This window comes from Candidatus Sodalis sp. SoCistrobi, from assembly GCF_900143145.1.
Taxonomy (GTDB): Bacteria; Pseudomonadota; Gammaproteobacteria; order Enterobacterales; family Enterobacteriaceae; genus SoCistrobi.
Window position 1 is genome coordinate 1 of record NZ_FRDB01000057.1, and the last position, 14,351, is coordinate 14,351.

General features: G+C 55.9%; 11 protein-coding genes and 2 pseudogenes. 9 read left to right on the plus strand and 4 right to left on the minus strand.

Features of this window, described 5'->3' with window-relative positions; translation table 11 throughout:
* Positions 1 to 1,360 (plus strand): flagellar biosynthesis protein FlhF (locus CINSTRO3249_RS05780; RefSeq protein WP_254304262.1); only part of this gene is annotated, 1,360 nt, incomplete at its 5' end.
* 17 nt (positions 1,361 to 1,377) lie between these two features.
* Here CINSTRO3249_RS05780 and speA read toward each other — a convergent pair.
* Positions 1,378 to 3,045: pseudogene (speA, locus tag CINSTRO3249_RS05785) on the minus strand (biosynthetic arginine decarboxylase); the annotation flags it as partial.
* An 817-nt stretch (positions 3,046 to 3,862) separates the two neighbouring features.
* On the opposite strand from speA, the gene metK reads away from it, so the two are divergent.
* The 8 genes and pseudogenes from metK (at position 3,863) to ruvX (ending at position 11,603) form a co-directional block, all read left to right on the plus strand.
* Positions 3,863 to 5,017 carry a methionine adenosyltransferase gene (metK, locus tag CINSTRO3249_RS05790; protein ID WP_074012554.1) on the plus strand — a complete coding sequence of 385 codons (1,155 nt, stop codon included), beginning with the start codon at positions 3,863 to 3,865 and terminating at the stop codon, positions 5,015 to 5,017.
* A 766-nt stretch (positions 5,018 to 5,783) separates the two neighbouring features.
* A complete protein-coding gene (locus CINSTRO3249_RS05795; protein ID WP_074012555.1) occupies positions 5,784 to 7,181 on the plus strand; it encodes a sugar porter family MFS transporter in 1,398 nt (465 codons plus the stop codon).
* A 202-nt stretch (positions 7,182 to 7,383) separates the two neighbouring features.
* A pseudogene (locus CINSTRO3249_RS05800) lies at positions 7,384 to 7,888 on the plus strand (SprT family zinc-dependent metalloprotease).
* 110 nt (positions 7,889 to 7,998) lie between these two features.
* Positions 7,999 to 8,703 carry a deoxyribonuclease I gene (gene endA / locus CINSTRO3249_RS05805; RefSeq protein WP_074012556.1) on the plus strand — a complete coding sequence of 235 codons (705 nt, stop codon included), beginning with the start codon at positions 7,999 to 8,001 and terminating at the stop codon, positions 8,701 to 8,703.
* Between the two features lie 96 nt (positions 8,704 to 8,799).
* Positions 8,800 to 9,531, plus strand: a complete 732-nt coding sequence (gene rsmE / locus CINSTRO3249_RS05810; RefSeq protein WP_074012557.1) for a 16S rRNA (uracil(1498)-N(3))-methyltransferase — start codon at positions 8,800 to 8,802, stop codon at positions 9,529 to 9,531.
* Between the two features lie 11 nt (positions 9,532 to 9,542).
* Positions 9,543 to 10,499: a glutathione synthase gene (gene gshB, locus CINSTRO3249_RS05815; protein WP_074012558.1), complete on the plus strand. Its 957-nt coding sequence runs from the start codon at positions 9,543 to 9,545 to the stop codon at positions 10,497 to 10,499.
* 115 nt (positions 10,500 to 10,614) lie between these two features.
* Positions 10,615 to 11,178, plus strand: coding sequence for a YqgE/AlgH family protein (locus CINSTRO3249_RS05820; RefSeq protein WP_074012559.1), 564 nt, complete (start codon positions 10,615 to 10,617; stop codon positions 11,176 to 11,178).
* Complete coding sequence (gene ruvX / locus CINSTRO3249_RS05825) at positions 11,178 to 11,603, plus strand: Holliday junction resolvase RuvX (RefSeq protein WP_074012560.1); 426 nt, start codon at positions 11,178 to 11,180, stop codon at positions 11,601 to 11,603. The genes CINSTRO3249_RS05820 and ruvX overlap by 1 nt, the downstream gene beginning before the upstream one ends.
* A gap of 272 nt (positions 11,604 to 11,875) precedes the next feature.
* Here the strand turns inward: ruvX and rhaM are convergent, their stop codons facing one another.
* From rhaM to CINSTRO3249_RS05840, 3 genes are all read right to left on the minus strand, one after another.
* Positions 11,876 to 12,190, minus strand: coding sequence for an L-rhamnose mutarotase (gene rhaM / locus CINSTRO3249_RS05830; protein ID WP_074012561.1), 315 nt, complete (start codon positions 12,188 to 12,190; stop codon positions 11,876 to 11,878).
* 13 nt (positions 12,191 to 12,203) lie between these two features.
* Complete coding sequence (gene rhaD / locus CINSTRO3249_RS05835; RefSeq protein ID WP_074012562.1) at positions 12,204 to 12,992, minus strand: rhamnulose-1-phosphate aldolase; 789 nt, start codon at positions 12,990 to 12,992, stop codon at positions 12,204 to 12,206.
* A partial coding sequence (locus tag CINSTRO3249_RS05840) for a flagellar biosynthesis protein FlhF (RefSeq protein WP_254304301.1) occupies positions 12,992 to 14,351 on the minus strand: 1,360 nt, incomplete at its 5' end. The genes CINSTRO3249_RS05840 and rhaD, both read right to left, overlap by 1 nt.

Here is a 14,351-nt window from a genome sequence, read left to right on the forward strand (position 1 = left end):
CATAGGTATCTACACATTTATCGTGATACCTGTTATTACTTTGCAGAATGATTTCAACCTATCTGTTGGCGGGATTGACTCTCGCCTTACCCGCCGATATCAGACGCTGGTTAAACAGCATATGACGCCCGCGGCTCTTCTTGCTTCTGCGGTTAAAGACCTCGCAAGTGCTCAAAAATCAACTTTCGCAACTACCCAAGCTGTCTGGCGTTTTCTGAATAATAAGCGAATTAGCTTCAGTCAACTCAATGAGCCAATTATTTCGCTAGCACTTGAGCAAATTTCGCTTAGCCCGCATCCATACGCTCTCGTTGTTCATGATTGGTCACGTTTACAATTTCTTTACCATCATGCCAAATACGGACGCTTAAAAATGACGCACGGTGGCGATGTTGGATATGAACTTCAAAGCAGCTTGCTGGTTGATGCTGGCACGGGTTTGCCAATAGCGCCTCTATCTCAGACACTTACCGATGCAACCGGTTGTCATTCAACGTTGGCGGAAGGACTGTCCGAACGGCAGACACATATGGACGCCTTGACGACCGATATTGCCCGTGTGGAATCGCTTAATATAGGTAAAAAGCTGATTCATATAATTGATAGAGAGGGTGACTCTATTGGACATATGCGGACGTTGAGTACTCAAGGAATATGCTGGCTTATCCGAGGAAAAGAAGGACATGGTGCAGAGTGGCAAGGTAATTCATTGAAAATTGGTGAGATTGCTGCTCTTCTGCCATACAACGGATGCGGACAGGTAGACTGGAAAGGGAAAAAAGCTGATATGGAAATCAGTGAAACCTCGATAGTCATAACCCGAGCTGCGCAGCAGAAGCGTAAAGATAAAGAAACCGGCCGCCGCATAAAAATCCAACCTGGAGAGCCTCTGACGGTCAGATTGGTTGTTGTTCGGCTTACGGATGATCTCGGTAATGTGGTGGGACGCTGGACGCTGCTTACAAACGTTTGCAGCGAGATCACCTGCGAGGAAGTAGCTCGTTGGTATTACTGGCGCTGGAATATTGAATCATTTTTTAAGTTGCTGAAAGGTGCCGGACATGACGTAGAAACATGGCTTCAGCGCAGCGCGCCAGCCGTACTACGCAGGTTGTTAATAGCCAGTATGGCTGCTGTTCTGGTATGGCGGCTGCAACGCGCTGAAGGAGAAGAAAATGCGGCAGCCCGCCAGCTGATATGTCGCTTGTCAGGACGACAGCAAAAGCGAGGCCGCAGAGAGAGCGCTCCTGCTCTGCTCGCTGGCCTATCCATCTTGTTGAATACACTAAAATTATTATCGGAATATAGTCTGGAAGAACTTACTCATTTAGCGAGAGTTGCTCTTAAGCCTCCTCCCTGATGTGTAGATACCTATGCATCATAAGGCGGCATCGGCATGGTGGTAGCGATGCCGTCGCCATCAATATAATGATCGATGGTACCGTCAGAGTCGCAGGTAATATCCAACAGCACCGCGCGCCCTTCCGGCGGCTTATCCAGCCCCGCCAGCGGCAGAACCGGGAACAATTGGTCGATACCCCAGGCGTCCGGCATCGACTGGAACAGCGAGAAGTTCACATACAACTTATCCGCCATGCGCTCCTGCAACTCATCGATAATCGGCCGGTGGGCGCGATTACTCGGATCGAGCTGGGTCTGAATCAAGCGGCAAATGCTGAGATACAGCTGCTCCGCCCAGGCACGCTGCGTCAAATCCAGCATACCGTGGGTATATTGCGTATGAACATCATGCAGGTCCATCTGGCTGTCGTGCAACCACTCACGTAACGAACGGCGGTTGCGCGGCTCTTGCATCTCCTGCCAGGTCTGCCACAGGCTTTCCAGCGCGCGCGGGGCGTCCGCCTCCGGCGGGTGCGGTTCACTGAATTCATTGCGCTCCACGCCGATAACATTCGACACCAGCACGGTATGGTGCGCCGTTACCGCCCGCCCGGACTCGGTAATGACCGTTGGGTGCGGCAGTCCGTATTCATGACAGGCATCGCCGATGCCCCAAATAACATTGTTGGCATACTCGTTCAGGCCATAATTGGCCGAGCCGTCGGATTGTTAGAGCGGGTGCCTTCATAATCCACCCCCAAACCGCCGCCGACGTCGAAACATTCAATATGGACCCCCAGTTTATGCAATTCGACATAAAAACGCGCCGACTCCCGCACGCCGGAAGCGATATCGCGGATATTCGACAGTTGGGAACCCAAATGGAAATGCAATAATTGCAGACTGTCCAGCCGGCCTTTCGCGCGCAAGTAGATCGACCAGTTGCAGCACCTGAGCCGCCGCTAGGCCGAATTTGGACTTCTCGCCGCCGCTGGATTGCCATTTACCGGAGCCCTGAGAGGCCAGACGAGCGCGCACGCCGAGGCGCGGCACGACATTCAGTCGCTCTGCCTCTTCAAGTACCAGCGTAATTTCGGAAAGTTTTTCAATCACCAGATAGACTTTATGGCCGATTTTCTCGCCGATAAGCGCCAGACGAATATATTCCCGATCTTTGTAACCGTTGCAGACGATTACCGTGCGGGTCATGCCGGCATGGGCCAGCACCGCCATCAGCTCCGCCTTGGAGCCGGCCTCCAGACCCAGGGGCTCACCGGAATTGACCAGCGACTCGATAACCCGGCGGTGCTGATTGACCTTAATCGGGTAAACCAGAAAATAGCCGCCTTGATAGCCAAAGGAATCCCGAGCGCGCTGTAAAGCGGCGTTAATGGAACGCAAGCGGTGTTGCAGGATCTGCGGAAAACAGAACAGCGCCGGCAGACGTTGGCCGTCGGCTTGACGCTGTTTCACCAATTCGGCCAGATCGACGCACGCTTCGGGAAAGTCCGGATCCGGGCAAACGCTGATATGACCTAACTCATTGACGTCATAGTAGTTATTGCCCCAGTACGTGACGTTATAGGTTCGCAGCATTTTACTGGCGTCGCTGTCGTTCATGGCTACCTCCTGCATTGAGCGCAAAGTGTCTTGTCGAGCCGCGTGGCGCGGCTCCGGCTCCGGGTTCGGTCGCGAGTCAGTCATGGCGGCATCCTCCCGCACGCGTTGCCCGCTTGCCGGCCACCATCGGGTAAGCGCCGGCAACGGAACCCTGCCCGCCCGCGCGCAACGAAAGCGGCAAGAAACGTCGCCGAACGCCGCCGGCGCCCGGTCTATCCAGACAGTAATTGTAAAACACCTTGGTGAACTCCGTGCTACAGGATGGCGGAACGCCATCAATTAGGATCGCAAGAAAGGCCGACTGACCCGTAATCAGAACCCCGCGGCACTTAGCCGGCCCGGGCGTCCTGAGCCGCTCCGGTCGGGCGACGACTTCGACAAGAAAGGATACACGCGGCGCCGAGGGCGCAGGCGGCCCGACGCGCCGCACACGGGAGACGGGGGGCAGAAACGACCGGCATCGTACGCGTCATGAATCCTGTCTCCTGAGCAAACACGGTCCGCAACCGGGGCCGGAAATTGAGTGTAAAAGGTTTGCGCGCTTTTTCGGTTAATTTTTACGTTACCTGATGTTAACGCGCGCGATTTTATACCGCCGCAGGGGGAAAAAAGCAAAATGAAATTGTCCTATGTCACTTTATTGACGTTTTTTTGTCCTTTGTCGTCTCGGGCTGATTTATTTCAGCCAAAAAATTACTGGCGTTCAACCAAGACCCTACCCTAAAATAGCCATCCAGAAGTTAATCCATCTATACTGATTAACTGTTTTACTGCTGAACGACAGTTTCCGGGGGAGGCAGCATGACGCGTACCGTCATCATCAGGGCATCTTGCAGTGCGGGTGCCCCGTCCCCAGCGCTACGCAGTCATTTCCAACCCGCATCCAAAGGTAAAAAGACCAATGGCTAAACACCTATTTACATCTGAATCTGTTTCAGAAGGGCATCCTGATAAAATCGCGGACCAGATTTCCGACGCCGTGCTGGACGCCATTCTGGCGCAGGATCCCAAGGCGCGCGTCGCCTGCGAAACCTATGTTAAGACCGGCATGGTCCTGGTGGGCGGCGAAATCACCACCAGCGCCTGGGTGGATATTGAAGAATTGACGCGCAGCACTATCCGCGAGATCGGTTACATCCATTCGGATATGGGGTTTGACGCCAACTCTTGCGCCGTACTGAGCGCCATTGGTAAACAATCTCCGGATATTAACCAGGGCGTGGATCGCACCGATCCGCTGGAACAGGGCGCGGGCGATCAGGGGCTGATGTTCGGCTACGCCACCAATGAAACCGATGTGCTGATGCCGGCGCCGATCACTTACGCGCACCGTCTGGTGGCGCGCCAGTCACAGGTGCGGAAAAACGGGACCCTGCCCTGGCTGCGTCCGGACGCCAAAAGCCAGGTCACCTTCGCCTACGACAACGGCAAGGTGGTGGGCATCGACGCCGTGGTGCTGTCGACCCAGCATGCCGAAGATATCGCCCTGCCGCAGTTGAAAGAAGCGGTGATGGAAGAGATCATCAAGCCGGTTCTGCCTGCGGAATGGCTCTCCGCCCAGACCAAGTATTTTATCAACCCGACCGGCCGCTTTGTCATCGGCGGCCCGATGGGCGATTGTGGTCTGACCGGCCGCAAGATCATTGTCGACACCTACGGCGGCATGGCCCGTCACGGCGGTGGCGCCTTCTCCGGCAAGGATCCGTCCAAGGTGGACCGCTCGGCCGCCTATGCCGCGCGCTACGTGGCAAAAAACATCGTTGCAGCCGGTCTGGCCGAACGTTGTGAAATCCAGGTGTCTTACGCCATCGGCGTGGCGGAGCCGACCTCCATCACCATCGAAACCTTCGGCACTGAAAAGATCCCGGCGGATAATCTGACGGCGTTGGTGCGCGAGTTTTTCGACCTGCGTCCTTACGGGCTTATCACCATGCTGGATCTGCTGCAGCCCATCTACCGTGAAACTGCGGCCTACGGCCACTTCGGTCGCGAGCATTTCCCGTGGGAGAAGACCGATAAAGCTGAACTGCTGCGTGACGCCGCCGGCCTGAAATAACGCGCGTTGTCGCGCTTATAGCAGCCGAAATCTCCGCTACACCGCAACGGCGATCGTAACGCTCGCCGTTTTTTATGCCCGCAGGTTAGGTGTTGTCATGCCCGCAGGTGAGGGGTTGTTATGCCCCCAGGTAAGGTGCTGTCACGCCCGCAGGTGAGGGGTTGTTATGCCCCCAGGTGAGGGGTTGTTATGCCCCCAGGTAAGGTGCTGTCATGCCCGCAGGTGAGGTGTTGTCATCCACGCAGGATATATCGTCTTAATGCCCGTTATGCCACCCTGCGTGCACCGAAACGGTCCTGATAGTACTTATGTCGCCACTGATTACGTTTGAATGCACACATAGCCTTATGCCGCCGTGAATACACTCTAGTCGCTCCGTTTACGCCTATTAAAACTTATTGAGCGAAAATTTCTGCTTCATCTACACTAAAAAACGCGGCTGTTTGAGACAGACTGCGCTCTTTTTTGGAACCGATTACAAATTAATTATGTTTTGTAATCAATACGGTAAACAAGTTATGTCGTCTAAAACGAGCTAAATTTTAAAATCGTTACAAAATGAATATGACATCCGGATTATTCCCGATGACAACGCCTCTTAAAGCCCTATATTAGCCGGGCATCGCATTACGCTACGGATGAATATGCTGATGGACAGGGATAAGCGTGTGTAACCGATTACATACTTGTGATCGACTTCACACTTTGTCAGCATACATTTACATAACATTCATAATTATTAATTTACGTAGTACACGGAGGCATTATGAGTACTGCCACACGTAAACCCGGCAGATCCCATGCTCGTTTTACTTTTTTTGTTTGCTTTATGGCGGCATTGGCCGGCCTGCTGTTTGGCCTGGATATCGGCGTCATCGCCGGCGCGCTGCCTTTTTTGTCTACGGATTTGCACATCGATAACCATCAACAGGAATGGGTCGTCAGTTCCATGATGTTTGGCGCCGCGGTAGGCGCCGTCGCCGCGGGCTGGATGTCGGCCAAGCTGGGGCGGAAATTCAGCCTGCTTACCGGCGCCGTTTTGTTCATTATCGGTTCGCTGTGGTCGGCGCTATCGCCCAATGTGGAATCCCTTATCATCGCCCGTATTCTGCTGGGTCTGGCGGTCGGGATTGCCTCCTACACCGCACCGCTTTATTTGTCGGAAATCGCGCCGGAAAAGATCCGCGGCTCGATGATTTCCATGTATCAGTTGATGATCACCATCGGGATTTTAGCAGCCTACCTATCTGATACCGCTTTCAGCTATAGCGGATCCTGGCGCTGGATGCTGGGCATTATCACCATCCCCGCGGTGCTGCTGTTTATCGGCGTCCTGTTTTTGCCGGGAAGCCCGCGCTGGCTTGCGGCGCGAGGACGTTACCGTGAAGCGCAAAAAGTGCTGGATATGCTGCGCAGCTCCAGCGAACAGGTACGCAAAGAGCTGGATGAAATTCGCGAAAGTTTGAAAATCAAACAAACCGGCTGGGCACTGTTTAAAGACAACGCCAATTTCCGCCGCGCGGTATTTCTCGGCGTCCTGTTGCAGGTGATGCAGCAGTTCACCGGTATGAATGTCATTATGTATTACGCGCCGAAAATCTTCGGTATCGCCGGTTTTACCAGTACCGCCAACCAAATGTGGGGAACGGTGATTGTCGGGTTGGTCAACGTACTGGCGACATTTATCGCCATCGGTCTGGTGGATCGCTGGGGCCGTAAACCAACGCTGAAACTCGGTTTTCTGGTTATGGCGGTCGGCATGGGCGTGCTGGGCACGCTGCTGCATCTGGGCGTCGATACCGACTTCCAAAAATACTTTGCGATTGTCATGTTGATGCTGTTTATCGTCGGTTTCGCCATGAGCGCCGGCCCGCTGATTTGGGTATTGTGTTCCGAAATCCAGCCGCTGAAAGGGCGCGACTTTGGTATTACCGTCTCCACCGCCACCAACTGGATTGCCAACATGATAGTCGGGGCCACCTTCCTGACCATGCTGGAAACGCTGGGCAATGCCAACACCTTCTGGGTCTACGGCGCGCTTAACGTTCTGTTTATCGTATTGACCATTATGCTGATTCCGGAAACCAAAAACGTTTCCCTTGAGCATATCGAACGTAACCTGATGACCGGCAAACCGCTGCGCGAAATCGGCGCGCGGGACTGACCGCTTACGTCTGTGGCCAAAACGCCGCCGCCCGACTGGACGGCGGCGTTTTTTTGCCCGATAACCTGCTCTGGATTTACCCTGTGCCCTTGGCGCGCGGCGGCGTGGTTATGAACCCTGCGTAGCCAGGTCTCGCCGCGTGTCGTCGCCTGAGATTGCCATAGGGTTGCATCCTTTGGCGCCGACGATTAGGCTGGCGAATATGAAAACGTTACGCATCCCTATCGCCCTGCAGCAGGGCGTCATGCAGTGCCTGCGGGCCAAGCTCGCACAGGCAGGGGAGTATTTTGACTGTACCTTTCCTGAACCGGCGATAAGCTTTCAACAGCGCGGCACCTCCGCCGGTACCGCCTGGCTGGAGCGCTGGGAAATCCGCCTGAACCCGCAATTATTGCTGGAGAATCAGCAACGTTTTATCGACGAAGTGGTGCCGCACGAGCTGGCGCATCTGCTGGTGTATCGCCAATTTGGCCGGGTCGCGCCTCACGGCCGGGAGTGGCGCTGGATGATGATGACCGTGTTACAAACGCCTGCCCGCCGCACCCATGAATACGATTTGGCGGCGGTGCGTTCCCTACCGCTGCGGTTGTCAGCAGCATGCCCTGACCGTACGCCGCCATAACCGCGTGATACGCGGCGAAACCCAATACCGTTGCCGGCGCTGCGGCGACATCTTGCAACCCGAGGCATCCGGTACGGAACGGTAATAGTCCGCCAATGCTTCCCCTGATTTCCACCTGACGGCGCGCCACGCGTTCGATTTGCCTGTCGCGGCGCAATTAGGTAACCTGCGCTTTTCCAAATTGAACACACTGATATGCTGCATAAAATTTTTGGCCTGCTGGTCGCCGCCTTACTTACCTTTTCCTTTCCCGCCGCGGCCAAGGTGCATGAGATCACCAATTTTAACCCGGCAAAAGCGGCAGCGGTGAAAATCAATCGCGACGCGCCCGGTACTTTTTATTGTGGTTGCCGCATCAACTGGCAGGGCAAAAAGGGCATCCCGGACCTGGCGTCCTGCGGCTATCAGGTGCGTAAAAGCGAGCTGCGCGCCAACCGCATCGAATGGGAACATGTGGTACCGGCTTGGGAATTCGGTCACCAGCGCCAATGCTGGCAAAACGGCGGGCGTAAAAACTGCGCCAAAGACCCGGTGTACCGGCAAATCGAAACCGACCTGCACAACTTGCAGCCCGCTATCGGCGAGGTCAATGGCGATCGCGGCAACTACCAGTACAGCCAGTGGCGCGGCGGAGAGGGTCAATACGGGCGCTGTGAAATGAAAATCGATTTCAAAAACAAACAGGCGGAGCCGCCGGCCCGCGCCCGCGGCGCTATCGCCCGGACCTACTTCTACATGCGCGATCGTTATCAATTGCGTCTTTCCCGGGCGCAGACCCAGCTGTTTGAGGTATGGGATCGCGCCTATCCCGTGACCGAATGGGAATGCAAGCGCAACCAGCGGATCGCCGCGGTTCAGGGCAACCCTAATCCGTACGTACAGCGGGCTTGCAGCCTTTAAAAGCGCTGCTCTACACTAGTATCGCTCCGCCGGCCGTGCCGGCAGGGGGCGAGTGCGCCGCAAGCGGCAAGACAACCAGGACTGAAGCCACGTCTTATGCGAATACCTCGAATCTATCATCCGGCGCCGTTGGCCGTCGGCACCGTCCTCGCGCTGGACGAGGACGCTGCGCATCATGTGAGCCGGGTGCTGCGCATGACCGTTGACGCGCCGATAGCGTTGTTTGACGGCAGCAATCACGTTTTTGCGGCCCGGTTGACCCGGGTAGACAAAAAGGGCGTCGAGGCCACCGTGCTGGCCACACAGCGAGAAGATCGCGAATCGCCGCTGCATCTGCATCTGGGACAGGTGATGTCACGCGGGGAAAAAATGGAATTCACCATCCAAAAATCCATCGAATTGGGGGTAAATGTGATCACCCCATTGTTTTCGGCGCGCTGTGGCGTCAAGCTGGAGGGCGAGCGGCTGGAGAAAAAGCTGCAGCAGTGGCGCAAAATCGCCATCGGCGCCTGTGAGCAGTGCGCCCGCAATCGCCTGGCGGAGATCCGCCCCGCGATGACGCTTGAGGCCTGGTGTGCGGAACAGGAAGCGGGGTTGAAACTTAATTTGCATCCCCGCGCCGAACAGAGCATTAATACTCTGCCGCTGCCGACGCACGGCATTCGCCTGCTGATTGGGCCTGAGGGCGGCCTGTCGGCGGAGGAGATTGCATTGACCGCCAATCATGGGTTTACCGATATTCTGCTGGGGCCACGGGTGCTACGCACTGAGACCACCGCACTCACCGCCATCACCGCCCTGCAGGTGCGTTTCGGCGATTTGGGGTAAAGGAGAAGACAATGATTAAGCTTGGCATCGTGATGGACCCGATTTCCACCATCAATATCAAAAAAGACAGCAGCTTCGCCATGTTGCTGGAAGCACAAAGCCGCGGCTACGAAATTCACTACATGGAGATGAGCTCTCTGTATCTGCGCGGCGGCGAGGCGCGGGCCTCCACCCGTTTGCTGTCGGTAAAGCAGGATTATGATGCCTGGTATAGCTTCAACGGCGAACAGGACATCAATCTGGGCGAACTGGATGTCATCTTGATGCGCAAGGATCCGCCTTTCGATACCGAATTCATTTATGCCACCTATATCCTGGAGCGTGCGGAAGATGAAGGGGCGCTCATCGTCAACAAACCGCAGAGCCTGCGGGACTGTAACGAAAAACTGTTTACCGCCTGGTTCGCGCGCCATACGCCGGATACGCTGGTAAGCCGCCGGGACGATCACATCCGCGCTTTCTGGCAGGAGCACGGCGATATCATCCTTAAACCGCTGGACGGCATGGGCGGTACGTCGATTTTTCGCGTCAAGCAAGATGATCCCAACCTGACGGTCATTGTTGAAACCCTGACCGGTTACGGCCGTCACTTTTGCATGGCGCAAAATTATCTGCCGGCCATCAAGGAGGGTGATAAGCGGGTGCTGGTGGTGGACGGCGAACCGGTTCCCTACTGCCTGGCGCGCATTCCCAAAAGCGGCGAAACCCGCGGCAATCTGGCGGCCGGCGGGCGCGGCGAGGCACGCCCGCTCAGCGACAGCGACTGGAAAATCGCCCGCGACGTGGCGCCGGTGCTGAAAAAGAAAGGGCTGATTTTTGTCGGTCTAGATATCATCGGCGACCGCCTGACCGAGATCAATGTCACCAGCCCCACCTGCGTGCGGGAAATCGAAGCCGCCTTTCCCGTTTCCATCACCGGTATGCTAATGGACGCCATTGAAAAACGTCTGGCGGCGCAACAACGCTGATGTGTGTGACGTGGCCGCAATCCGATTTCGCTTGCGGCCAGTGACTTATCCCCATTTTGCCCGCATACTGAACACCGTCTATTTTTTAAACTTACTGATGTTGCCTAATTAAAGCATGAATTTACAGCACCATTTTCTTATTGCCATGCCCTCGTTGCAGGATCCGTTATTCAAACGCTCGGTGGTCTACATCTGCGAGCACAACAGTGACGGCGCCATGGGTATCGTCATTAACAAGCCCGTCGAGCAGTTCACCGTGGAAAACGTGCTGCATAAGCTCAAGATCATGCCCGCCGACCGCAATCCGGCCATTCGGCTGGATAAACCGGTGTTTGCCGGCGGCCCGCTGGCGGATGACCGCGGCTTTATTCTGCACACGCCGCGCGACGGGTTCGGCTCCAGCATCGGCATCTCGCCGCAAACGATGATCACCACGTCCAAGGACGTGCTGGAGACGCTCGGCACCGCCGATCAGCCCGACGATGTGTTGGTGGCGCTGGGCTACTCCGGCTGGGAACAGGGGCAGCTGGAGCGCGAGCTAATGGAAAACGCCTGGCTCACCACCCCTGCCGACAGCGAGATCCTATTCCATACCCCCATCGCCGCCCGCTGGCGCGAAGCGGCCAAGACCCTGGGCATCGATATTCACAATATCGCCAACCAGGCGGGTCATGCCTGATGGCCGCCGCCGGCAGCATCATGGCGTTCGATTTTGGTACGCGCAGCATCGGCGTGGCGATTGGTCAGCGTATAACCTGTACCGCCCGGCCGCTGACGGCGTTTAAGGCCTGCGACGGCGTACCTGACTGGCAACAGATCGAAAAATTGCTGAATGACTGGCGGCCGGAAACGGTGGTGGTGGGTTTACCGCTGAATATGGACGGCAGCGAACAGCCGCTGACCCCCCGGGCGCGCAAATTCGCTAACCGGCTGCACGGCCGCTTCGGCGTTCAGGTGGTGTTGCACGATGAGCGCCTTAGCACCGTCGAAGCCCGCGCGGGTCTGTTTGAGCGCGGCGGCTTTCGCGCGCTGGAGAAAGGCAAAGTCGACGCGGGGTCGGCGGTGGTAATCCTGGAAAGCTGGCTCAAGCAGTTTCCCGAGTAACGCTATGGCCCCCCGTCGCTCCACCTGTAGCGTTATCACCGACACCCTCGGCACTGCGCCTGTGGCGTAATGAAAGCCCCCCGTCACTCCGCCTGTGGCGTCATCAGCAACGCCCTCCCCGCTCCGCCTGCGGTGTCATGCGCGGCATAGGCACGCGCATGCCGTGCGGCGGCACGGCCACGGTACGCAGCAAGATGTCCCGGCCCGCAGCAGTGGCAGCGTTATCACCGGCGGCAACGGCGCGCCCCTCCCGCCGCTGCCGCGGGACCGGCTTACTCCAGGTAAAACACCGGCCGCAGCGTCGCGCTGACGGGGCTGTTATCTGCGTTGGCGGGCATGACGTCGGTCATATGACGCCACCAGCGCTGGCAAACCTCCGTCTCCGCCACCGCGTTCCAGCGCTCTTCCGACTCCATCTCTACATAGGCGAACAGCAGATGGCGCTGCTCATCGAGAAAAATACTGTAGTGATGGGCGCCGTGCTGCTTCAGCGTTTCCGCCAGCGCCGGCCAGACAGGGTTGTGCCGGCGTTCATACTCCTGATGCGCATCAGGATTAACCCGCATTACAAATGCTTTTCGTATCATCATGCTCCCCCGGTCAACGCGCCTCAACGTCCAACGCCGCCGCCATCGGCGTCACGCCAAAACGCTCGCCGAGGGCGATGAGTTCAGCGCGGCTGATGGTCTGCTTTTTGCCACCCATCGCGCGGACTTTCACCATGACCTCCGCCGATTTTTCTGCCGTGTCGATCAGGCCAAAGGCGTCATCCAGCGAGGGACCGCTGGCGAAAATACCGTGGAAAGGCCACAGCACCAGCGAATGCGCGTGCATTTTCTCTGAAGTAGCGGCGCCAATTCCGTCGGTGCCGGGGACCATCCAGGGGATAATACCCACCCCATCAGGGAATACCACCAGGCATTCCGTACTGCCTTCCCACAGTTCGCGGGTAAAGCGGGCGGTATCCAGCTCCAGCACGTAGCTCAAGGCGATAAGGTTGGTGGCATGGCAGTGCATGATGACCCGATCGCCGCCGTCGGTGACCTGCTTGCGCACGGCGTGGGACTGCAGGTGCGTGGCCAGCTCGGAGGTAGGCAATCCCCCCGCGATAAGCCCCCACAGAATACGGTAACCGGTGCCCTCCTCATTGAGTTGCAGCAGCGTCAAACTGTCGGCGGGCGAGAGCTGTACGTTGCGAAAAAACTTGCCGGAGCCGGTGACCAGAAAATAGCTGCCGGCCAGCGCCGGTACCGGCGCAGATAACGTTTCGCTGCGCGGCTGCGGATTAAATTCCGCCCGGTAGGGCGCGACATCCTCGGGCGTCAGGCGCAGGCTTACGTTACCGCCGTTGCGCTCGTCCCAGCCTTTGAGCCATAGGTATCTACACATCAGGGAGGAGGCTTAAGAGCAACTCTCGCTAAATGAGTAAGTTCTTCCAGACTATATTCCGATAATAATTTTAGTGTATTCAAAAAGATGGATAGGCCAGCGAGCAGAGCAGGAGCGCTCTCTCTGCGGCCTCGCTTTTGCTGTCGTCCTGACAAGCGACATATCAGCTGGCGGGCTGCCGCATTTTCTTCTCCTTCAGCGCGTTGCAGCCGCCATACCAGAACAGCAGCCATACTGGCTATTAACAACCTGCGTAGTACGGCTGGCGCGCTGCGCTGAAGCCATGTTTCTACGTCATGTCCGGCACCTTTCAGCAACTTAAAAAATGATTCAATATTCCAGCGCCAGTAATACCAACGAGCTACTTCCTCGCAGGTGATCTCGCTGCAAACGTTTGTAAGCAGCGTCCAGCGTCCCACCACATTACCGAGATCATCCGTAAGCCGAACAACAACCAATCTGACCGTCAGAGGCTCTCCAGGTTGGATTTTTATGCGGCGGCCGGTTTCTTTATCTTTACGCTTCTGCTGCGCAGCTCGGGTTATGACTATCGAGGTTTCACTGATTTCCATATCAGCTTTTTTCCCTTTCCAGTCTACCTGTCCGCATCCGTTGTATGGCAGAAGAGCAGCAATCTCACCAATTTTCAATGAATTACCTTGCCACTCTGCACCATGTCCTTCTTTTCCTCGGATAAGCCAGCATATTCCTTGAGTACTCAACGTCCGCATATGTCCAATAGAGTCACCCTCTCTATCAATTATATGAATCAGCTTTTTACCTATATTAAGCGATTCCACACGGGCAATATCGGTCGTCAAGGCGTCCATATGTGTCTGCCGTTCGGACAGTCCTTCCGCCAACGTTGAATGACAACCGGTTGCATCGGTAAGTGTCTGAGATAGAGGCGCTATTGGCAAACCCGTGCCAGCATCAACCAGCAAGCTGCTTTGAAGTTCATATCCAACATCGCCACCGTGCGTCATTTTTAAGCGTCCGTATTTGGCATGATGGTAAAGAAATTGTAAACGTGACCAATCATGAACAACGAGAGCGTATGGATGCGGGCTAAGCGAAATTTGCTCAAGTGCTAGCGAAATAATTGGCTCATTGAGTTGACTGAAGCTAATTCGCTTATTATTCAGAAAACGCCAGACAGCTTGGGTAGTTGCGAAAGTTGATTTTTGAGCACTTGCGAGGTCTTTAACCGCAGAAGCAAGAAGAGCCGCGGGCGTCATATGCTGTTTAACCAGCGTCTGATATCGGCGGGTAAGGCGAGAGTCAATCCCGCCAACAGATAGGTTGAAATCATTCTGCAAAGTAATAACAGGTATCACGATAAATGTGTAGATACCTATG